General features: G+C 42.7%; 18 protein-coding genes. 4 read left to right on the top strand and 14 right to left on the bottom strand.

The window, feature by feature from the left end; genetic code table 11:
- Positions 1–159: 159 nt before the first annotated feature.
- From folD to ileS, 7 genes are all read right to left on the bottom strand, one after another.
- The gene (gene folD, locus BuS5_RS05565; protein WP_027352552.1) at positions 160–1,071 is read right to left on the bottom strand and encodes a bifunctional methylenetetrahydrofolate dehydrogenase/methenyltetrahydrofolate cyclohydrolase FolD; all 912 of its coding nucleotides are present in this window, start codon (positions 1,069–1,071) and stop codon (positions 160–162) included.
- A gap of 158 nt (positions 1,072–1,229) precedes the next feature.
- Positions 1,230–2,267, bottom strand: a complete 1,038-nt coding sequence (argC, locus tag BuS5_RS05560) for an N-acetyl-gamma-glutamyl-phosphate reductase (protein WP_027352551.1) — start codon at positions 2,265–2,267, stop codon at positions 1,230–1,232.
- Between the two features lie 130 nt (positions 2,268–2,397).
- Entirely contained in the window at positions 2,398–3,903 is a 1,506-nt protein-coding gene (holA, locus tag BuS5_RS05555; RefSeq protein WP_027352550.1) for a DNA polymerase III subunit delta, read from the bottom strand.
- A gap of 6 nt (positions 3,904–3,909) precedes the next feature.
- Positions 3,910–4,833 (bottom strand): HD-GYP domain-containing protein, encoded by a 924-nt coding sequence (locus tag BuS5_RS05550; protein ID WP_027352549.1) that lies wholly within the window; start codon positions 4,831–4,833, stop codon positions 3,910–3,912.
- Positions 4,830–5,615: a prolipoprotein diacylglyceryl transferase gene (lgt, locus tag BuS5_RS05545; RefSeq protein WP_027352548.1), complete on the bottom strand. Its 786-nt coding sequence runs from the start codon at positions 5,613–5,615 to the stop codon at positions 4,830–4,832. Before lgt ends, BuS5_RS05550 begins: the two co-directional genes overlap by 4 nt.
- Positions 5,616–5,815: 200 nt before the next feature.
- Positions 5,816–6,307, bottom strand: a complete 492-nt coding sequence (lspA, locus tag BuS5_RS05540) for a signal peptidase II (protein ID WP_035263963.1) — start codon at positions 6,305–6,307, stop codon at positions 5,816–5,818.
- Between the two features lie 2 nt (positions 6,308–6,309).
- Positions 6,310–9,105: an isoleucine--tRNA ligase gene (gene ileS, locus BuS5_RS05535; protein ID WP_027352547.1), complete on the bottom strand. Its 2,796-nt coding sequence runs from the start codon at positions 9,103–9,105 to the stop codon at positions 6,310–6,312.
- Between the two features lie 384 nt (positions 9,106–9,489).
- Between ileS and BuS5_RS05530 the strand changes: the two genes are divergently transcribed.
- Together BuS5_RS05530 and BuS5_RS05525 are read left to right on the top strand one after the other, a co-directional pair.
- Positions 9,490–9,678, top strand: coding sequence for a DUF4143 domain-containing protein (locus BuS5_RS05530; protein WP_255342785.1), 189 nt, complete (start codon positions 9,490–9,492; stop codon positions 9,676–9,678).
- Between the two features lie 317 nt (positions 9,679–9,995).
- Positions 9,996–11,408: a transposase gene (locus BuS5_RS05525; protein WP_274427660.1), complete on the top strand. Its 1,413-nt coding sequence runs from the start codon at positions 9,996–9,998 to the stop codon at positions 11,406–11,408.
- Between the two features lie 508 nt (positions 11,409–11,916).
- On the opposite strand, the gene BuS5_RS05520 is transcribed toward BuS5_RS05525, so the two are convergent.
- Genes BuS5_RS05520 through BuS5_RS05505 form a run of 4 tightly spaced genes read right to left on the bottom strand, consistent with a single transcriptional unit; the run spans position 11,917 to position 14,854 of the window.
- Positions 11,917–12,414: a response regulator gene (locus BuS5_RS05520; RefSeq protein ID WP_051375091.1), complete on the bottom strand. Its 498-nt coding sequence runs from the start codon at positions 12,412–12,414 to the stop codon at positions 11,917–11,919.
- A gap of 10 nt (positions 12,415–12,424) precedes the next feature.
- Positions 12,425–13,261, bottom strand: coding sequence for a CheR family methyltransferase (locus BuS5_RS05515; protein WP_027354797.1), 837 nt, complete (start codon positions 13,259–13,261; stop codon positions 12,425–12,427).
- Positions 13,258–14,355 (bottom strand): protein-glutamate methylesterase/protein-glutamine glutaminase, encoded by a 1,098-nt coding sequence (locus BuS5_RS05510; RefSeq protein WP_035266240.1) that lies wholly within the window; start codon positions 14,353–14,355, stop codon positions 13,258–13,260. Before BuS5_RS05510 ends, BuS5_RS05515 begins: the two co-directional genes overlap by 4 nt.
- A complete protein-coding gene (locus BuS5_RS05505; RefSeq protein WP_084446232.1) occupies positions 14,336–14,854 on the bottom strand; it encodes a chemotaxis protein CheW in 519 nt (172 codons plus the stop codon). The genes BuS5_RS05510 and BuS5_RS05505 overlap by 20 nt, the downstream gene beginning before the upstream one ends.
- 190 nt (positions 14,855–15,044) lie before the next feature.
- Here BuS5_RS05505 and BuS5_RS05500 point away from each other — a divergent pair, with 190 nt between their 5' ends.
- Both BuS5_RS05500 and BuS5_RS05495 read left to right on the top strand, forming a co-directional pair.
- Entirely contained in the window at positions 15,045–15,254 is a 210-nt protein-coding gene (locus tag BuS5_RS05500; RefSeq protein WP_027354799.1) for a hypothetical protein, read from the top strand.
- Between the two features lie 3 nt (positions 15,255–15,257).
- Positions 15,258–15,437 (top strand): DUF6722 family protein, encoded by a 180-nt coding sequence (locus BuS5_RS05495; protein ID WP_027354800.1) that lies wholly within the window; start codon positions 15,258–15,260, stop codon positions 15,435–15,437.
- A gap of 90 nt (positions 15,438–15,527) precedes the next feature.
- Here the strand turns inward: BuS5_RS05495 and BuS5_RS05490 are convergent, their stop codons facing one another.
- From BuS5_RS05490 to BuS5_RS05480, 3 genes are all read right to left on the bottom strand, one after another.
- On the bottom strand, positions 15,528–17,174 hold the full coding sequence (locus BuS5_RS05490; protein ID WP_051375093.1) for a methyl-accepting chemotaxis protein: 1,647 nt from the start codon (positions 17,172–17,174) through the stop codon (positions 15,528–15,530).
- Positions 17,175–17,265: 91 nt separating this feature from the next.
- Positions 17,266–18,930: a methyl-accepting chemotaxis protein gene (locus BuS5_RS05485; RefSeq protein WP_051375095.1), complete on the bottom strand. Its 1,665-nt coding sequence runs from the start codon at positions 18,928–18,930 to the stop codon at positions 17,266–17,268.
- An 87-nt stretch (positions 18,931–19,017) separates the two neighbouring features.
- Entirely contained in the window at positions 19,018–21,738 is a 2,721-nt protein-coding gene (locus BuS5_RS05480) for a hybrid sensor histidine kinase/response regulator (protein ID WP_051375098.1), read from the bottom strand.
- Between the last annotated feature and the right edge of the window lie 19 nt (positions 21,739–21,757).

Genomic DNA, 21,757 nt, shown 5'->3' with positions numbered 1-21,757 from the left:
GAAGCTATTCCCATCATGAAGCTTCCCAGCGTCACACTATAGATTGTCACATAAATAATTTCACTGCGTTATCGGTCGTCGGAGTATTACAATACGCCTTCCTCCCTCTGGCCTTGTGAAATTTATATCTGACAATCTATACTTGCGGGTTAATCCCAATTAATTGATTCCCAGTTTAAACTTGAGTGATTTCAAAGTGTTTTTCATCAACATTGTAATTGTCATGGGGCCGACTCCACCCGGAACGGGGGTAATGGATCCTGCGATCTCTTTGGCTGCATCAAAATCAACATCCCCCTTGAGGACAGCTACCATCCTGCTGGGATCCTTTTTGCTCGGTTTTTCACCAACACGGTTTACTCCAACATCAATAACGCACGCGCCTGGTTTAATCCATTCAGGCTTTACCAGCCCGGGCACTCCGGCTGCAACAATCAGAATGTCGGCACGTTTGCAGTGTCCTTCCAGATCTTTTGTGCGTGTGTGCACTACAGTTACAGTTGAATTGGCGCCATCGCCTTTCTGGAGCATCATGTTCGCAATCGGTTTTCCAACTATATTGGAACGACCCACAACAACAACCTCAGCGCCGCTTGTTTCTACACCGGCGCGTATTATCATTTCCTGGATACCGGCAGGGGTGCATGGCGGAAATTTAACCTCATCTCCGCCTATCATAAGACGGCCCACATTTACAGGATGAAATCCATCTACATCCTTATCAGGATCTATGGCATTCAGTATCTTTTTTTCGTCTATATGCTTTGGCAGCGGGAGCTGCACAAGAATGCCGTGGATGGATTCATCGTTATTATATTTATCGATCAAGGCAAGAAGATCCTCTTCGGAAATATCCGGTGACTGGTTGTCCTGAACCTCATTAAAACCGACCCTGTGCGCGGTTTTGATTTTAAGGGTAACATAGGAAATGGATGCCGGACTTTCTCCGACCAGGATTGTAACAAGCCCGGGCACAACACCATGTTTTTCTTTGATCCCGGCTACCTCGGCTGTTATTTCTTCAAGAATCTCTTCACGTATTTCAGTACCTTTAATTAATGTTGCTGACATTGACAATCTCCTTTATTTTTTATTGTTATAGTAGGCGCTCAGGATATTGGCCCCTACATGGAGTAACCTTTATATTTTACATTAGGCATGGCAAATGTAAAGTGGTATTTAAATTGCGCCGAAAATTTCTTTTTTTTGCACACATGCACTTAAATTATCTATACAGAAAATGGAACGTTAAATAGGCCTGTTATTTCATCTAATCCAAACATAATATTCATATTCTGCGCCGCCTGCCCGGCTGCTCCTTTTACCAGGTTATCTATAGCAGACATCAGGATAAGCCGGTTATTTAATTTATCCACTGTAAAGCCTATATCACAAAAATTAGTTCCCCTTACATGGGATGTTTTCGGCTCTGTTTCATCGGAACATAGCCGTATAAAAGGTCTACCACGGTAATATGATGAAAGGCATTCCTTTATTTCGGTCGTTCCGACATTTTCAGACAGACTTGCATAAATTGTTGTATACATTCCCCGTGTCATGGGTATCAGGTGCGGTACAAAGGTAATATGGACAGGCTTTCCCGCGGCGAAACTTAACACTTCGTCCATTTCGGGATTATGGCGATGGGACCCGACTTTGTATGCATTCAAGGATTCATTAGCCTCGCAAAAATGTGTTGTAAGCAGAGGAGACCGCCCTGCTCCGCTTACTCCTGATTTTGAATCGGCCGTGATAATATCCGCATCAATATAACCGGCTTTCAGCAGGGGTATGAGCGGCAGAAGAACGCTTGTCGGATAACATCCGGGGTTCCCGATCAGGTCGGCTGACTCTATATCCTCATTATATACTTCGCACAATCCGTAGACTGCCGTTTTTAATAAATCCCTGGCTGTATGGGTTTGATAATGGGCTTCATAATTCAATGGGTCATTAAACCTGAAATCAGCGGAAAGATCTATCACTTTTTTTTTACGCTTGATTAGTTCCGGCACAATTTCCATGGGCAATTTGTGTGGAAGCGCTGTAAAAATAACATCGGTTCTTTCACACAACCTGTCAGCGTCATATTTTTCACAAACAAGATTTACAATTCCGGACATTGAAGGGTATATTTTTGCAAACTCGATACCTGTATACTGACGTGATGTTAATGTCGTCAAATCAACTTCAGGATGGCCTGCCAGTATTCTCACAAGTTCTGCGCCTGCATATCCGGTGGCGCCTACAATTCCAGCTTTTATCATTATATCACATGAGCCAATTTCAAAACGCTCCCTTTCGCCCGATCCCTACGTCAGAAAAAAACTTTAATCCTCGAAATACTTAATGTATTCCTCCGGTTAAAATTTTTGTCTTCCTTGACCTCGAACGAAATTAAACATTTTGAAACCGACTCTCCTTGTTGGGGTTGTATTTTCGGCAAATTTTTAAAATGATATCTTCAAGAATCAGTTTCGGAGCCTGCCCGGTTGACTTAAAACAAAGGTCTGCGTCATGGATAGATTGCATGGCGGAAACCAGCTCATTTTCGGTAAATCTTCCTGATTTTTGCAGCATCCTGTACACCGGATACGGACTGCCGGGATTCTGTGCTATTAAAAATAATTTATCAGCAGCTTTTTTTGTTCCGGATTTACTTTTTTTGCCTTTTTTGGTAAGCATTTCATCATCTTCAAGCATTCTGTCCCATTCGTTGATGCGGCCTGTAATTTCTCTGTCGAATTCAATAACCGCCGGCATTACCGTAGCTTGAAACTGAGGATATTGGCAGCCATTATACCAGGCCTTTCCATATCTGCTCTTAACGAAACTTTTAATCATTAAAAGTTTTCTTATCTGGTTGGCAACGGCTGCGAGAAGTTGAAGGGGATGCTTGATATCGCCACCCGATAGAAGTGTAGACATAAAAAAAAGAGACTGATCCACATCTCTATCGGTGATTGCATTTGTGAATTCATACAAAAGATCTTTTTTTGTTCGCTTTAATACGGATTTGACGTCATTGACGGTTATTTCTTCTCTTTCTCCTATATAATCAGTCAGCTTTTCAATATTATTTGCAAATGTACGCAAATCAAAACCTGTAAGGCTATACAAAGCATTGTAAGCATCCCTGCTTATTTCTTTTCCTCTTTTGTTGAGAATCGATCTCATACTCTCATTGATCACGGCAGCCTGGACAGCCTTATCGTCTCTTCGGGTTCCCTTGGGAACCGAACAGTCAATAATAATTCCGGTTTTCTTGATTGCGCCAAAGAGTCCTGTTTTTTTATTTACTAATTCAGTTGTAATGACAAGATAATTACCTCTTGGAAATCCTTTTTCAATAGCATTCTGCAGAATTTTCTTGTTATCTTTGCCGTTATTAATGGAAAGCTTATTGTCAATACAGTATTCTAATAATTTATCTATCCATGAATGTTCATTAAGTAGCGCCAACTCTGAATTGAATATTTTTTCTCTGTTTGCCTGGTTTAAGTCATCATAGTCAAGTTTGAGCAGGCTGAGCAGGTTTAAAAAATATTTTGCGCTCTTTTTCAGATTATTCTTATTATACGCTTCTTTCGCTTTTTCCAGGAGAGTCTCTTCATCTTCTTTGGTATAGAATATACGCGAGTCGCAATATGCCACAACTTTGGGGCCTGAAAGAAGTGAATATGTATTTAATTTATTAATTACATCATGGAGATTATCATCCGCTCCGTCGACAGGTTCATAATTCAGTTCTTTTGAGGCATCCGGCAGAATCGCGCCAACAAGTTCATTAAGGGTATTTTTATAAAGAACTTCTTCACCAAAAATCAAATAGACTTGTCCAAACCCTTTTAAGGAAGCCTCATTTAAATATTTTTTCAACTCGGAGTATTTAATGACCGGCATTTTAATTTATTTTTCAACCATGCTGTAGCAAAACTGCTTAAACATTTTTTCATCTAATTTTCCCGACTGAATATCTTCTTTAATCAATCCTAAAGTGTCGAGCGGCTGTTTTGCCCTTCTGTAAGGCCGATCTTCAGTGGTCAGGGCTTCATAACAATCAATTATGCCAAGCAATTTACCGATATAAGAGATATCCGTTATCCCTCCTGGGTATCCGCTGCCGTCAAGTTTTTCATGGTGTTCAATGGCTCCAACCGCAACAGAATCATCAATGCCTTCGCTCTCAAGAATGATTTCACGGCCTATTAGAGTATGAGCTTTCATTATTCTGAATTCAGAATATGTCAGTTTACGCCTAGCGGTGAGTATTTCACCAGGTATTTGAATTTTTCCCACATCATGCAGAAGAGCGGTCAATCCGAAATAGTTTGTATCAGCCAATGAGTAATGATTGTAAAAACAAAATCCTATCATTAAGGCCATTACATTGACTGAGTGTATTATTGTTGTATAGTCTTTGGATGAAATCGATGCCAGTCTCTTTATTACATCCGGCTGTTTAGAATATTGTAAAACCAGCATATCCATAGTTTCAGGCAATATTTGAAGAGTTCCGCTCCTTGGTTCCGACATGGCCTCTCCAACAAGCGCGCAGAGAATAGATTTTACCTCAGCTATGTTTCCCCCGGCGATATTTTTTTCAAGTTGAAGATGAAAACTTTTTTGCAGCGATTTGAGAGCCGAAATCCTATCATTCTGATGGATAAAAAGGGGCGGATGTCTACCTTCATTGATCCTGATTTCGCTTAAAGTTCTGCCGGCAGGTTTATACAATTGGTATTCATTATTTGGTGTTCTAAAAAAAAGATTAAAATCTTTATAGAAATTTATTTGTGATTTTTTTACAGCAATATATAAAAGTTGATTCATTCTATTTTGATTTCTTTTTTTATAGATATCCCTTTGGAAAAATTTTTCAGTACGATTATTGCAATAATCGCCATTATCAAACCTATAAACTGTGAAATCGATAATACGCCAAAGAAAACATGTCCCCTGAAGTCGCCTCTGAAAATTTCAATAAAAGCCCTGGTAATTCCGTACAGAAAAACATAGATCCAGAATAACTGACCTGCAAATTTTTTACGAGTCCGATAAAACCACAAAAACAGGAAAATAACCAGATTGCTGAAAGCATGGTAAAGCTGGGTCGGATGCAGCGGAATTCCGACCGGCGCCAGGGAATCGGCATTTTTAAAAACAATGGCCCATGGAAGATCGCATATTTTCCCGTAGCAGCATCCTGCAGAAAAGCAGCCTATTCTTCCAAGAAACTGGCCCGCTGCGATTGAAGGCGCAATTATATCCGTGACCGTCCACAAATCCATGTCCCATTTTTTTAACAGGATCATTCCCGTAACCATAGCTGCAATAAATCCGCCGTAGAATACGAGCCCGCCTTTCCAGATTCTGATAATATCCACAGGATTTTCCATGAAGGTTCCGGGATTTGTAAAAACATATAGCAGGCGGGAGCCGATAATGGCTGCAATCAGGAGGTAAAAGGCAAGATCCATTATCTTGTCAGAATTCTGCCCAAGCCTTTTTGCCTCGCTTTTTGCGAGCAATAAACCTGCAACAAAGCCTGCCGCAAGAAAAAAACCGTAAGTATATATTGAAATATTGCCGAACCTTAAAAGAAATGGATGCATGATATCTTGCAATCTATATAAAATTAGGTTCATCACGGATTAGTGTGGTAATCCATGATGAACAGCTATTAGCGCTTAGCTTTTAGCTGTTAGGTATTAATTGCTAAAAGCTAATACCTGATGGCATAAGTTTAATTAGTATATGCTCAATAAATAGAATCTCCACAATAATCCGCTAAGATACTAAAATTATTAGCCGATTATTTCGGCATTTTTTTAAATAGAATATGGATAATAAAAATACATATTCCTGTTGAAATAGCACTGTCAGCTACGTTAAAGGCCGGCCAGTGCAATTCACCAAGGTAGAAATCGAGAAAATCGACCACTTTCCCAAAACGAAACCTATCGATCATATTACCGATTGCTCCACCAAAGATAAGCGCAAAGGCTGTCTGCAATAATGAATATGCCGGGGGAGTAGTATAGTAAAAGTAAAATATCAGGCATATGGCTAATGATGAGATAACGATAAACAGCATGCTGCGGATTCCTGCACTTTGATTAGCCATAAAGCCGAAAGCACCGCCGGGATTTAAAATATGGGTAAGGTTGAAAAATCCGTGTATTACCGTAACAGATCGATAAAGATCAAGGTTATTCAGAACCGCCAGTTTGGTAATCTGGTCTAAAATGATAACAATTCCGGCAATAACAAAAAGCTTTAGGTATTTATCTTTTTTTAAATTCACTGTTATGTGAGGGCACTTATCACCTGCCCGCACCTTTCACAAATTTCAGGATGAACGTCATCATTCCCGACTGAAGAATCGTGCATCCAGCATCGCACACATTTATCACCGGAAGCCTGTTCAACCAAAATCGACAATCCCTCGATATTTTCACTCTTGTAAGCGCCCGGTTTCTCATCTCCTGTCAAAAAAGCATCGGAAACTATAAAAATTGATTTTAAATCATCTGCATAAGGCGCCAGCTCATCATACAGGGCTCCATTTGCGCATATTGTAACAGCCCCATCAAGCGAATGGCCTATAAGTTTGCCGACTCTGGCCTCCTCAAGGGCTTTGGTTACTTCATTTCTCAAGCTTATGATCAGTTTCCATTTTTTTTCAAGTAGATTATCTATAAATTTATAATTTACGACAGGCAAAGATGAGAGGTGGATACTCTCCTCTTTGCCATTGGTTTCGGGCATGAACTTCCAGATCTCTTCCGCAGTAAAAGCGAGTATAGGGGCCATAAGCTTCACAAGTGCATCGAGAATAACATGCATTGCGGTTTGCGCACTTCTTCTTTCTACAGATCCGGGCGACGATGTGTAGAGCCTGTCTTTAAGGATATCAAGGTAAAGCGCCGACATATCGAGCGTGCAGAAATTGTAGAGCGCATGATAGATTGTATGCAGCTCAAAGCTGTCATAGGCCTCCAGTGTCTTTTCTATCAATTTATGAAGGTTATGCAAGGCGAACCTGTCAATCTCAAGCATCGATTCATAAAGTACGGCATCCTGCTCAGGATCAAAGTCGTAAAGATTACCAAGCATGAACCTGCAGGTGTTTCTTATTTTTTTATAGGCATCTGTTAATTGAGCCAGGATATTATCAGAGATACGAATATCATCCTTGTAATCAGACGCAGATACCCAAAGCCGCAGAAGTTCGGCTCCGTATCTGTCTATAACCTTTTTGGGAGCAATAACATTTCCCAGTGATTTAGACATTTTTTTACCTTTTTCATCAACAACAAAACCATGTGTCAAAACCGATTTAAAAGGCGCTTTATCTCTTGTGCCAACAGCCGTCAGCAGGGAACTGTGAAACCATCCCCTGTGCTGATCACTCCCCTCGAGGTATAGATCCGCAGGCCATTTTAAATAAGGGCGGTCTTCCAGCACGGCAACGTGACTTACTCCTGAATCGAACCATACATCGAGTATGTCGGTCTCTTTTACAAATTTGTCATGGCCGCATTTCTCACACACGGAATTTTTCGGTAAAAAATCTATTGCATCTTTTTCAAACCATATATCTGCTCCGTGTTTTTCAAAAAAATTATAAATTATATCTATAATCTCCTGATTAATGTGCAGGGTTTCACACTTTTCGCAATAGAATATTGTAATCGGGACGCCCCAGGAACGCTGCCTGGAGACACACCAGTCCGGCCTGTTTTCTATCATTCCGTAAATTCTTTCTCTCCCCCAGAGGGGAATCCATTCCACATGATCTATCTCTTTAAGGGCTTTGCTGCGCAACCCTGTATTTTCCATAGAGATAAACCACTGCGGGGTCGCCCTGAAAATCACCGGTTTTTTGCATCTCCAGCAGTGCGGATAGGAATGGGCCATCTTTTTTTCAGCAAGGAGGGAACCGTTATGGGCAAGTTTTTCTATAATCTCCCTGTCGGCCTTGAAAACAAATTTATCCTCAAGGAAATCGACTTCCTGGGTAAAACAGCCCCTGTCATCTACCGGGGAATAAACATCAAGACCATACTGCAAGCCGACTTCATAATCTTCCCGTCCATGTCCGGGCGCAGTATGAACACAACCCGTTCCGGCATCGAGTGTAACATGACGTCCCAGGATAATTAACGATGTCCGGTCCAGAAAAGGATGAAGGCACTTTTTCTTTTCCAGTAATCCGGCTTCAAATTCAGCGACTATTTTATAATCCGAAAAACCGAAAGTATCCATGCATGTTTCAACAAGCTCCCTTGCGATGATTAATATTTCATCATTTCCGGTATCGACTGCCGCATATATAAACTCAGGGTGAAGACATACAGCCAGATTTGCCGGCAGAGTCCAGGGGGTGGTTGTCCATATAACAACAAATACATTTTTGGCTGATATAACGGGAATGGATGTGCTCAAATCATCTTTAACAGGGAATTTAACGTATATGGAAGGTGATGTCACATCTTCGTATTCAATCTCGGCCTCTGCAAGCGCCGTTTTACAGCTGCAGCACCATAGAATAGGTTTTTTGCTTCTGAAGAGGCCGCCTCCAAGGGCAAATTTGCCGCATTCTGCCGCGATTATAGCTTCGTATCTGTAATTCATTGTCAGGTAAGGGTTGTCCCATTCACCCATAACCCCAAGTCTTTTAAACTCCTCTCTCTGAATATCTATATATTTCTCAGCATACGACCGGCATAATTTTCTGATATCTTTTTGAGACATATCCTTTTTTTTATTCCCCAGCTCCTTTTCCACATTGTGCTCTATCGGCAGTCCGTGACAGTCCCAGCCGGGAACATATACTGCATCAAAACCCTGCATCTGTTTTGTGCGAATAATAATGTCCTTTAAAATCTTATTTAAAGCAGTACCGATATGGATATTCCCGTTAGCATAGGGGGGGCCGTCGTGCAGAATAAACTGTTCTTTATCATGGGACGTTTTTCTGAGTTTGTCGTATAGACCTGATTCTTCCCATGATTTCAATTGTTCAGGTTCATGCTTTACAAGATTCGCTTTCATGCGAAATTTTGTAACCGGCAGATTCAGGGTTTTTTTATAGTCCATTTTTATTACTCCGGAATTTACGGTTTTAATTCGTAAATTGTATTATAGATTTCCACATAAATACTTTCACTGCGTTATCGGTCATCGTAGTAGGGGTTCAAGATTTTGAACCCCCCCCCCTCCGGCCTTGTAACCAAATTTTAAAATCGGGTAATTATCTGAAAATCTATATTGTATCATCAGGTTTAATACATTGGCATGATTTTATCTTTAATTCTACACGATTTTAATTTAATCCTTTATATTGTCAAAAAGTATAATAAGTGTCAAGACTGAAATAGCGGAGATACAGCGCAAACGGAAAAAGCTATCTTATAACACTGGTTGTTATAAGATATGTAAAGTATTTCGCTATAACCTGGCTGATCCTGATAAAGTGGAAAACTGTACGAAAACCTTGTGATTGTCGAAATCATCAAGGGCGCGCTCAACAAGGGCATAAGGCCGGAGATCTACTTCTTCCGCGACTCCCGCGGCAACGAAGTCGACTTGCGGATAAGAGAAAAAGGCGAACTAAAACCGGTGGAAATCAAGTCCGCCGAAACTTTTTCCATGGACTTGTCGATCTATTAACAGTCAAATAATTCATGGAATATCTGAATATGTTTCAAGAAAAAAGTCTGCCAAAAGAATACTTAAAAAATAAGGAAAATTCATGCAAATATCGATGTAAAGGGATTCGAGTTATCTCCTGAAGAAATGAAAAAAGTCATAGAAAAGGGTTGGCCATGATAATCATGTACGCATATATTTTTATAAAATTAACTTGGCCAAAAAAACGAATGTAATACCACTCGATGATCAAGTTTTTATGATTAGCTAAATTTAAAGTTTGATAGTATAATCACGACCATTAAAAATATTAACAACTTTGAAAGAGCCCATTCATAATGCTATTAACTGAATCTGCACCATTTATCAAACAGTACATTGAAGATCTCAACAATAGCCTGGAGCAATACCAACCTAGTGCGGGATTAACATTTACCCAGAAAGCATGGCTAAGCTTTTGTCTTACCGGTATATTAATGGTAAATGCTGTATGTTGGGCAAAATTTGAACGGGCGAGTCTGGGCAATTATAAATTAGCAGCTCTATCTTGGATGTTTCGTAAGGGTAAGATTTCATGGGACAATTTACTTGTTGGAAGCGTCAGGCGTATTTTGAAAAAATATGGTATCACAAATGGTGTAATTGTTTTTGATGAGTCTGATCGTGCCCGTTCTAAGAATACAAAGCGAATATACAAGGCTCATAAGCAAAAACACAAAGCAAGCGGAGGTTATGTTAATGGGCAAACAGTTGTTTTGCTTCTTTTGGTCACAGACTCTATAACCGTACCTATTGGTTTTAAGTTTTACATGCCTGATCCAGTTGTTAGTGCCTGGAAAAAAGAAGAAGAGAGATTGAAAAAAAAGGGACTCCCGAAGAATAAGCGTCCTGTCAAACCAGCATTTAACCCTGAGTACCCGAAAAAAATTCAATTAGCCCTGCTCTTACTTGAAAATTTTAAAGAATATTATCCTAAAATTACTGTTAAATGTGTATTGGCTGACGCTTTATACGGTTCAAAAGAATTTATGAATGGAGCCTCTAATATTTTGGGAGGAGTGCAAGTTATCAGCCAATTAAAGTCAAATCAAAATATACGGTACAAAGGTAAAAAAAAGACAATTACGGATTATTTCAACATGATTAACAAAGGTGTAAATTGCACCATTCGTGTGCGAGGCGGTGAAAAAGTCAATGCAACAGTGAGCAGTGCCCGCCTTAAGGTTGATGCACACGATGGCAATGTGCTTTTTGTGATAGCTCTTAAATATGAAGGGGAAGATGAATACCGTTACTTAGCTGCCACTGATGTGAGTTGGCGCACAGTTGACATTATTCAAGCATATTCTTTGAGATGGCTTGTAGAGGTTTTTTTTGAAGACTGGAAGCTTTATGAAGGATGGGGACAAGAGGCCAAACAATATGACGAAGAAGGATCAAGCCGAGGCCTGATCTTGAGTCTGTTGCTAGACCATTGCCTCCTCCTTCACCCTGAGCAAAAGGCCTGCATAGAGAACAAAACTCCCGTGTTTACCGTGGGAAGTCTACAAAAAAGAGCTCAAATGGATGTTTTGATGGAATGTGTCAAATTTTTGCTGCAACAACAAGATCCCGGTGAAAAGCTTAAAGAAATGGGGCAAGTTATCAAAAAAGTTTTCCGACTTATGCCATCGGGAAAACATATGAGCGGAAGAACCATAGGTAGATTGGAGCCAACACCCTCTCTATCACGTAAATATTGTCCTTGCTAAGTGCTTTTGGCAAGTTCGTCATCAAAAACTTGAACATCGAGTACCAGCAATGGCAACTGAGGTTCAGTTTAAAAAGTTATAAATATTGTAACCGTTCACGGTTATAGGTTCACAGTTAACGGTTGAAAAATACAGCGGGTTTCGGTGGATTCGCTTCGCTTAATCCACCCTACAAACTTACGTTGCTCTTGAACCGTAGGGTGGATTAAGGAGCGTAAGCGACGAATCCACCAAAGTAGCTGTCCCGCCTTACGTTGTCAGACCAGGGAGATTTAGCAAATGCTGTCAGACTATAAGTTTTTTTTGCGCTCCCGTGCTCTGTATGGGAGCGCATGAAAAAATATATTCTTTCAAATCAATATGTTATAAAAATAGATGCTTGGCACGAATGTCCAATTTGGCAGGCTGCGCATAAAATCTCATGTCCTTTCAATGCGTTATGAGAAATATATCATTTTGAAATTCCGAGGTCTGTATGAGGTCTGTATTAAAAAACGTCCCGGAACTTTCACACTTCAGATAATTTTTTATTTAATCTTGAAATCTCCATTTCCAGATTCTGAATGGTCGCAGCGGCATTCTGTTCCGTCACATCCATGGCTTCGCGCAGGTCGCAGGCATTTTTAATCAATGCTTTCATGCTGCTGATCTTCTCCAGGCGAAGCATCAATTCATCATGATTGATCGGTTTTTGCAGGTAATCGGCCGCGCCTTTGCGCATGGCCGCAACTGCATTTTCAACCGAGGCAAAGGCAGTGATCAGAATAACTTCGGTTCTGCCGTCGTGTGTCTCCCTGGCCGCATCCAGCACGCCGAGGCCGTCCACACCGCCCGGCATCATCAGATCGGTCAGCACCACATCATAATAATGCTCTGAGATAAGCCCCACCGCTTCCGTTCCGTTTACGGCCGTCTCAACATCAAAGTCTTCTTTTTCAAGCCACTTTTTTAAAAGCAGCCTTGTGGAGGGATCGTCATCAACCACCAGGATTTTCAAGCTATTCATTAATACCTCTTTATTTCAACTTATAATAAACCGACCGAATATGCCTTTCAGGAACAAATTTAGGACATACGCCGGTTAACGATTCAGTCGATCCGATAATCAGATAACCATCGGGCATAAGCATATCCGCCAGCTTGTTAAAAACTTTTTTTCTGTCGGCCATGCTGAAATAGATGGCAACGTTACGGCAGAATATAATATCAAATTTGCCCAAGCCGTTAAAGGGAAGCATCAGGTTCTGTTTTTTAAAGGTTGCCAGGGCACGGATCTCATCCTTTATTTTCCAGGCGCCTCCGTTAAGAGTAAAAAATTTCTGCAATGTATTCCTTGCCAGGCCACGCTCTATCTCGAACTTGTTATATTTTCCGGAACTTGCCTGGGCGACGGCGGCATCGGAAATATCGGTTCCGAGCAGTTTGATATTATACTTTTTAAAATCAGGGAGCAGCTCTTTTAAAACTATTGCGATGCTGTAAACTTCCTGCCCTGTTGAGCAGGCTGAACTCCATATTTTCAAGGGTACCTGCCGTCCTGCAGTCTTTGCGCTTCTGGCATCAACAAGATCCGGGATTATCTTGTGTTTCAGAAGATCAAAAGGCCCTGTATCGCGAAAAAAAAGGGTTTCGTTGGTGGAAATCGCGTCAATAATTTTTTTCTCGATTATTTTTTTAGGATCAGCCTTGGCTTTATGATATAATTCAGTATAATTTAATAAACCTGATTCTTCCACCAGCGGCCCCAGCCGGGATTCAAACAGATATGCTTTTTTCTGATCATAAAAGATCCCGGAAATATTATGAATATACTGGGCCAGCAGAGTAAGTTCTTCCGGTTTAATTTTAATCATCTATTTTGCACCGTTCCGGTTATTGCCGCGGCAATTTTATCAAGCGGCACAATAGTATCGACTATGCCTGCTTCCGCAGGCGCTTTGGGCATACCATAAACAACGCAGCTCGCCTCATCCTGGGCAATGATTGTTGCGCCGTTCCGTTTCATCAGCTTTAATCCTGTGGTACCGTCCGAACCCATCCCGGTCATGATTACTCCGGTTGCCCGGCCTACATAATGATGGGCAATCGAACGAAACAGGTAATCGACGGAAGGTTTGCAACTGTTTTCAGGTGGATCGTCGGTAATTTTTATTACCCGGCGCTTACCATCCGCTCCGGCCACAATTTTCATCTGTTTGCCGCCCGGAGCAATCAGAGCCGTATTGGGAGTTAGAGGTTCTCCATTAACAGCCTCACGCACTTCAATGGCGCACCTGGAGTTCAGGCTTTTGGCAAGCGACTGTGTAAAGACCGGCGGCATATGCTGCACAATCAGGATCGGCGCCCCGATATTAGAAGGTATCCCCGGCATCATTGCGGCCAAAGCATTAGGACCTCCGGTGGAGATACCGATACCGATAATCTCCGATTTCTGCCTTCTTTTTCCGACTCCGACAGCAGACCGTTTTACAGTACTTACCCCCACACGCGCCACTCCCTTTTTTGCTACACCGGAAAGAATATTTTTTACGCTTTTTCGGTCGGCAAATGCTTTAACCATCGGTTCCAGAGCATCTTTGACCGCCTTCTTATTATCCGCCATGGTTCCCGACTGAGGCTTGGGAATAAAATCAAAGGCGCCCAGTTCCAGGGCCCGCATTGTCATCTCACCGCCCTTGCTGGTCAAGGTGCTCAGCATAACAGCGCCTGTGCCGGGCGCTGATTCCTGCAAATATTTCAAGACTTCCAGGCCGTTTACTTCCGGCATCTCAATATCGAGCGTAAGAAGATCCGGTTTAAGCGTTTTTATTTTCGACATCGCAATTTTGCCATTATGCGCCACGCCCACAACTTCAACATCAGGTAATTCCGACAGCACATCGCTGACTATCTTGCGATACACAACAGTGTCATCAACTACCAGCACTCTAAGCTTGTTTTTTATCATTATATTCAAATCCTCTGGGATGGTTAAATGAATCCTTTAAGGCTGAGTCTTCCCTGAGGACCTCCTCCATTTCCAGGATTCCCACCAGGCTCTTTTCGGTCTTGTAAACACCTTTGAAAAATTTCCCCTGGAGTCCGTCCATGCTTGCCGGAGGAGGTTCCACCTTATCCCAATCCACCTTGACCACATCGCTGATCCGGTCAACCAGGAGCCCCACATGCTCATCCTGCGATTTCACTATTACATTTCTGGCATCTTCACCTGAGACTCTCCCCGCCAGACCCAGCTTTCGACTTAGATCGATAACAGTGACGATCTGTCCGCGAAGATTTAAAATACCTTTTACATAATCCGGAGCCTGGGGCACACTGGTCATCTCCATCTGCTTATTAATCTCCTGAATCTTCAAGATATCCATCCCGCAAAGCGCATCCCCGATATAAAAAGTTGCAAAATCCGTGCTATTATTGCTTGAAGAGACTGATGCTGATTGCGCCATTTATTATTTCCTCCGTTGTTTTATGATAATTCATCGAACATTATCCATTAAAAAATGGTGATTGATAAATTCTCCAGACATATCCTTCAATTCTTGACCTGGTTCATTTTATATGTAAAATAATAAGTAACCGTTCACGGTACAACTATAAATATCAAACCCGGTCATTTTACATATTATGAGGTTTCTTATGCAAACTGCAACAGACCTTGAAATCAAGAAAGATATTGTTAAAAGCCTTGATCTGCTGCCTACGGAAAATCTGCTGGAAATACGTCATTTCCTGGCAAAATTGATAGGCGCTCAACTTAGCGATTCCATCTCGGCACAATGGAAAAAAGGTGAAATAACCCCTGAAACCATTCAGAAAGCTAAACAAAATCATAGAAAAACCAATTAAATTATGGATAAACGAAAAGAACTTCTTTCAAAATACTTTGCTGATCTCAGTAAAATTTTCTTTGCTACTGGTATTGCCAAACAAATAATGTCATCAAAATATGATATAATTGAGCTGACATTTGGTCTTTTTTCCGCTATTATCATGTTGATAATCGCCTATTTTATTCAGCAAAAGGAGTAATAACATGTGGTATTATTATCTTGGACTCATTTTAATCGGCGTATCTGTAATAACGCTAATCATCGTAAAATGGTCTGAAAAACAAAAAAACTAAACAGTGAACTGCCCCACCATCTCTTTCAACTGCTCCGCCAGCCCGCTCAGCTCTTCCGCGCTCACATTCACCCGGGAACTGCTGCTTGACATTTCGTTCGCAGATTGATTAACTTCTGAAATATCCTTGGCTATCTCCCCGGCAACTGTTGAGCTCTGAGTCACGTTTTCAGTAACTTCGGCAATCCCCTGGGATGCCTGAACCACGTTTTCGGCAATCTCCCGCGTTGTGACCGATTGTTCCTCAACAGCCGTGGCAATGGTGGATACAATCTCGTTAACCTCATTAACGACCTTTGAGATCTGATCAATCTGGATTACAGTTCCTTCCGTAGAATCCTGGATACCCGTGATCCCGCTCTTTATCTCTGTGGTGGCTTCAGATGTCTGCCTGGCAAGCTCCTTGATCTCATTGGCGACAACCGCAAAGCCTTTGCCGGCTTCTCCGGCGCGGGCAGCTTCAATAGTGGCATTCAAGGCCAGAAGATTGGTCTGCTCGGAAATCTCGGTGATACTTTCGGTTACCTTGCCGATATCCTGAGCCGCCTTCCCAAGGTCGCCGACCTTCTCGGAAGCGCTCCCGGCCTCGGCAACGGCTTCAGCGGTAATGGCGCGGGCCTTTTCCGTGTTTTGGGCAATCTCGTTGATTACGGCGATCATCTCTTCAGACGCCGCCGCCACCATGCCGACATTGGTTGAAGCCTCTTCCGTGGCCGCAGCCACTGAATTCATGTTGGAGCTCATCTCCTCGGCGGCCGCGGCAACGGTGTTGGAGTTACCTGAAACCTCGTCCGCTCCACTTGACATCCGGCCTGAAATAGAAAAAAGATCGGTGGAAGAGCTGTTCAGGTCGCCGGCATTATTCATGATGGCTCCTATCATGTCCTTGAGATTGGCAGCCATCTCATCAAGATTGCTGCCAATGATCCCCAGTTCATCATTGCTCTTTAATCCGGCTTTAACCGTAAAATCACCGGTCCCAAACTTTGTAGAAAAATCTCTGACCTTTTCCATGCGGCTGATGATGTCATGCACTGTCAAAAACGCAAATACCATACAGATAATCCCGATCAGAACCCCAGCAATCTGGAGCTTTAAAAGCTGGCTGACCCTTGATTCGGACTGCTTCTGCATCATGCCGACCGCTTTATTCATTTCCCCAAGAAGCCTGGTATTGGTCTTTACGATAATATTAAAATTTTTTCCTGAGTTATCCTTGCCTGCCAACACCGCCCCAATTCGGGCGGAAAATTCTTTCCAGATTCCGCTCACTTTCTCTAACTGGCTGTAGGCCGGTTCCCTGGCCCTGGGACACTTTCGGTAGGCAGTCTGCGTAAGATCAAGCGCAATGGGCGCCTCTCCGGAATCTTTAAGAGCTGAAAGCGTTTTATCAAAAACCTGCGTGGTATTCCGCACCGCTTGAGCAAGCTTTGGATCATCCCGGCCTGTCTTTTCCCTGTCCAGATGGAAAAGAATAACCTCTTTAGTCATTTTCTGTGTAAGCATTCTCTGTCTGCCGGCCAGGTTTATAATCAGGCCGTCGTCCTTTTGTTTGCCTGTCACCCAGTAGGTAGCCAGAAACATAAAAAAAATAATTAAGGACAGCCCAAGAGTCGCAATGCCTAATTTGTATTTAATTTTCATCTTATTCTCTCCCTGGATAGAGACTCGTTAACCCGCATTTTTCTATAATACCCATTTCCACTCACTATTCACAACTACCCACCCTATAACCCTATACCTTAAACTGCCCCACCATCTCCTTTAATTTATCAGATAATCCTGCAAGATAGTCAGCGCTCATATTTACCTGGGAGCTGCTGTTTGACATTTCACTCGCAGATTGATTGACTTCTGAAATATCTTTTGCTATCTCCCCGGAAACGCTGGAACTTTGAGCCACGTTTTCGGTTACTTCCTGGATGCCCTGGGATGCCTGGGCAATATTTCCGGCGATTTCCCGGCTGGTGGCGGACTGCTCTTCCACTGCCGTTGCAATGGTGGCGACAATCTCATTAACATCATTTATAACCTTTGAAATCTGTTCGATCTCTGTCACGGTTCCTGCCGTCGAATCCTGGATTCCACCGATCTTCTCTTTGATTTCTAATGTGGCTGCGGCCGTCTGTTTTGCCAGCTCCTTTATTTCGGTGGCAACCACGGCAAAGCCTTTGCCGGCTTCTCCGGCGCGTGCAGCTTCAATAGTGGCATTTAAAGCCAGAAGATTGGTCTGTTCGGAAATTTCGGTAATGGCCTCTGTTACCTTTCCTATTTCATCCGCCGCTTTTCCGAGTTTATCCACCCTGTTTGAAGCGCTTTTTGCCTGGGCAACCGCTTCATTTGTGATACAGCGCGCCTTTTCGGAGTTTTGGGCAATCTCGCTGATCGTCGAGGTCATTTCCTCTGTCGCGGTCGCAACCATGCTGACATTGGTTGATGCCTGTTCCGTGGCTGCAGCTACAGATGTCATATTCGAATTCATCTCTTCGGCTGCCGCCGCAACTGTGTTTGATTTGCCCGATGTTTGCTCGGAACCGGCCGACATTTGCTGGGAAATAGCTGAAAGTTCAGTGGAAGAGGATGAGAGGCTTTCCGCTCTTGAAGCAATACCTTCTATAAGTTGACAGGTATTTCCCACCAGAGTATTAAAAGATTTAGATAATTCTCCCAGTTCATCCTTGCTGGTAAATTTTACAGACAGGGATAAATCACCTTTGGCTACCTTCCTGGAAACACCTGTTATTTCCATAATCGGGCCAATAATCATTTTTGAAACAACAAACAGCAGACCAACTACAACAAAGGCAATCATTATGTTAATTGCAATTATCCAATTTTTCACAAGTAAAGCTGATTTTACCATAATACCAGCAAACTGATCACCTTTTTCCAGCATTGGATTACCAAAAGATTTCAGATCTTCCATATAACGATTTGTTTCAAGGCTGCCATTTTGAAACTGCCTAATCATTTCAATTAAATTATTGCAGTTTTTTATATCCTGCTCACATAGATTAAAAGCTTCTCCTAAACCTAATATACGGAATATGATTTTTTCTATTCCATTTGTTTGAGCCAGAATTGCAACAGGCTGCTTTTTGATCTCATCCAGCAGTTGCAATAAACCCATTTCACCATAAACATCACTTCTTTTATTCGCCAATTCTTTTAAATTATTAATTGATTCAGGTTGATCTTTATCCAGAAGATAATGATATTCTTTTATCCGAAACTCAAAAAACATGCTTGTCACAGCATGATCTCTTTCAAGTTTCTGCATAAACGTAGTCAAGGCTATCTCCCGCATGCCTATAATTGAGATCAGTGAAGACAGTATAAAACAACACCCCAAAACAATAAATTTTTTCTGTATTTTTATATTTTTTAGATACGTCAACATATTCTCCTTCTTCAAAAATAAGTAAATATATAGATTGTCAGATAATTAATTTTTCTCGTTTTCTCTCTCCAGCGTGGGAATCGATATTTATTTACTCAAGTAACCATGAATACTTTCCAGCAATTGTTCCTTGTCCAGTTTAATCTGGTAAGCGTCAATTCCGATTTCCCGTCCTTTGGCGATATCCTCCTCACCGGCCAGGGTTGTCATGGCGATAACCGGGAGATGCTTAAAACGTTCATCCTGTTTGATTTTTTTTGCAAACTCAAAACCATTCATATTCGGCATTTCAATATCCGTTACAACCAGGTCTATCTCTTTGCCGCGTTCGCAAAGCAGGTTCCAGGCTATTTCACCGTCTTCCGCTTCGGTTACATTATAGCCTTCCTCTTTCAGAAAACCCTTTACCTGGGTTCGGAAAAAATTTGAATCCTCGGCATATAGAATGGTGGCGGCTTCGCCGGCTTCAGTTTGAACAACTTCACGTTCTTCAAACCATTCAGGATGCATGGTCTCAACAAGTTCAAAGATATCAACCATCTGGGTTGTGCAGCCGTCGATAATAGCCGAGCCCATGATACCGGTCTGTTTCAGGGTGCTGTCATCAAAAGCAGCGGCAACATCAGCAGCATCAACCGGACTGGTGGCCAGAAGTCCCATCTCTTTGCCCGCTATGGTAAATACAATCACCAGCAGGTTCTCGATATCCGCAACAGGCTTGACTGCGGCCACATCTTCTATGGATAAAAGCGGCAGGCTCATCTCCCTGTATTGCATCACCCTTTTGCCGCCCACTTCTTCAATGGTATCCCGTTTAATCTTTTCTATGCGGGAGACAAGACCCAGTGGCACGGAAAACTGCTCATCCTCCGCGTTCCTGAACATAAGCAGGGATTGAATATCTTTACCTGTTTTCAACTCCTCCTCATGCACTTCGGATGCCCGCTCTGCCACTTCCACGGAATTCAGCTCCGCCATCCTGGAAAGTCCTGCTACATCAAGGATCAAGGCAACCCGTCCGTCGCCCATGATTGTAGCCCCGGCATAGCCCTTGCAATGTTTCAAATGCCGTCCAAGCGGCTTGACAACTATCTCTTCGGAATCGTGCAGACTGTCCACCACAAGCCCGTATTTCATGGTTCCGGTGGAGACCACGACAATATTCAAAGCGCTGTCGGCATGATAGCGGCGATCGCTCGAAGCTCTGGAGATTGGCTGGTTGTTCTGATCAACTATTTCGTCAGGGCTGGTTTCAGAATATTCAGGACTCTTTTTTGATCTCCGGTCGGCTATATTTTGTCTGCGGTCAGGCATCTCAAGCCCGTCTGCAGAATCAGTATAAATTGACTCTATGCCTATTACATCGGCCAGTTTGATCAGTGGCAGCAAGTTGCCGCGCAGGCGCACCACCTCGGCATCGCCCACTTTCTCTATCCGGTCTTTAACCTGGGCCGCCGGAATCCTTAAAAGCTCCTCCATATTTACCTGGGGAATGGCATAGCGCTCTCCTCCGGCGCTGATCAACTGGCTGGGAATAATCGCCAGAGTAAGCGGGAGCTTGATCCTGATGATTGTCCCTTTGCCGACTTCAGAATCAATATCGACTACACCGCCAAGTTTATCTAGATTGGTCTTGACCACGTCCATGCCTACTCCGCGTCCGGAGACATCTGTTACTTCTTTTGCTGTTGAAAATCCCGGCATAAAAATCAGATTCATTTTTTCCTTATCCGACATGGCGGTCGCCTGATCTTCTGTTAAGAGACCTTTATCAATTGCCAATCCGGCCAGCTTATTCCCGTCCAGCCCTTTGCCGTCATCCCGGATCTCGATGTTGACCTGTCCGGCTTCGTGAAAGGCTCTTAATTCTACCCTGCCGGTAGTTTCCTTACCTGCCTTACGGCGCACATCCGGAGTTTCAATCCCGTGATCAACAGAATTTCTGACCAGATGAGTCAGAGGATCTCCGATCCCCTCGATGATGGTTTTATCAAGTTCAACCTCTTGCCCTTCGACTTCCAGCTCTATTTCTTTGCCCAGGTTTCTTGCCAGATCTCGCACGACTCTTGGAAACTTGCTGAAAACATTGCCCACTGCCTGCATCCTGGTTTTCATGATGGCTTCCTGGAGTTCGGAAGTAATCATATCAATCCTCTGACAGGCACTCTCCAGGCCACTTTTATCATCTGCCGCCCCGGACTGGAGCAACTGGTTTCGGCTGAGTACAAGTTCTCCTGCCAGGGTCATTAAAGAATCGAGCAGGCTGACATGAACCCTGAGACTGGTATCAGCCACAACTGGATTTTTGGGAGGAACGGCTTTCTTTTTTTGAGGAGCTTTTCCAGACGCAGGTTCAACTTTTTTTACTGCTTTTACTACGATCGCAGGTTCAGCTTCTTTGGCAGCTTCTACAGGCGCAGGTTCAGCCTGAATCACAGGCGGAACTTCTTCCTGCTCAGCAGGTTCTGGTTCAGACAGCGGCCTTATGGTCAGGTCTTCGGCAAGGAGATAGATATGTTCTTCATCTATTTCAAACAGCGCGTTAATATCGTCTGGTTTCAAAATAGTGGCAAATAGAACCAGAAACGGAAGACGGGTGGAAGGTTCACCCTCTTCAAGATCCCCGACTGCTTCCACATCTATCTTGCTCTCTAAAATATCACCGCACTGTTGCATTTCATTCAGCACATCAAGAGGATTCTTGTTCTTTTGGTGAACATCATGAATCAGGTCTGGGGTGTCTAAATCCCCATAATTAGCTTGCTCAGGATTTGGCCCCCCCTTCAGAATATAAGTTATGTATGTCAATTTGCTCCATTTATAAACA

Source organism: Desulfosarcina sp. BuS5, from assembly GCF_028752835.1.
In the GTDB taxonomy this organism is placed as follows: domain Bacteria; phylum Desulfobacterota; class Desulfobacteria; order Desulfobacterales; family BuS5; genus BuS5.
The sequence above is the reverse complement of the archived record's forward strand: the minus strand, read 5'-3'. Positions and strand labels throughout refer to the sequence as shown.